Source organism: Methylobacterium sp. WL103 (genome assembly GCF_008039885.1).
Classification (GTDB): domain Bacteria; phylum Pseudomonadota; class Alphaproteobacteria; order Rhizobiales; family Beijerinckiaceae; genus Methylobacterium; species Methylobacterium cerastii.
On record NZ_VRUX01001236.1, the window covers coordinates 1 to 520 of the forward strand.

General features: G+C 75.6%; 2 protein-coding genes. Both read right to left on the reverse strand.

What is annotated here, in order from left to right:
- Positions 1-223, reverse strand: a 223-nt coding sequence (locus FV222_RS28790; RefSeq protein WP_187277544.1) for an NAD-binding protein, incomplete at its 3' end; no start/stop codon positions are given.
- The coding region (locus FV222_RS28795; RefSeq protein ID WP_147816521.1) for an aminotransferase class I/II-fold pyridoxal phosphate-dependent enzyme at positions 216-520 on the reverse strand (305 nt) is incomplete at its 5' end. The genes FV222_RS28790 and FV222_RS28795, both read right to left, overlap by 8 nt.

The window sequence follows — 520 nt, forward strand, 5'->3', positions numbered from 1 at the left end:
CGCACAGGATCACCAGGTCGGCCTGCGCCGCGCCGGCCGCGGCATCGCCGGTGACCGCGTCGGCGATGCCGAGGTCGAGGACCCGCGCGCGGACGGCTTCGTCCGCATCGATCGCGACGACGCGCTCGGCCAACCCGTAGCGGCGGGCGCCGCGGGCGATGGACGAGCCGATCAGGCCGAGGCCGACGACGGCGAGGCAGCCGAGCGGCGCGGCCTCAGGCATGGTCGCCTCGCATGAAGGCGCCGAGTGCGGCGAGGAAGGCTTCGTTGCTCTCCGCGCCGCCGATGGTGACGCGGAGCGCGTTCGGCAGCCCGTAGGCGGTCACCCGCCGCACGATCACGCCGTGGGCGGTCAGGAAGGCGTCGGCTTCCGCCGCCGAGCGGCCGGGCGCGTCCGGGAAGTGCACGAGCATGAAGTTCGCCACGCTGGGCGTCACGGTGAGGCCGAGCGCGCGGGCACCCTCGACCATCCGCGGCAGCCACTCGGCGTTGTGGGCGGCCGCAGCCGCGGCATGCGCCT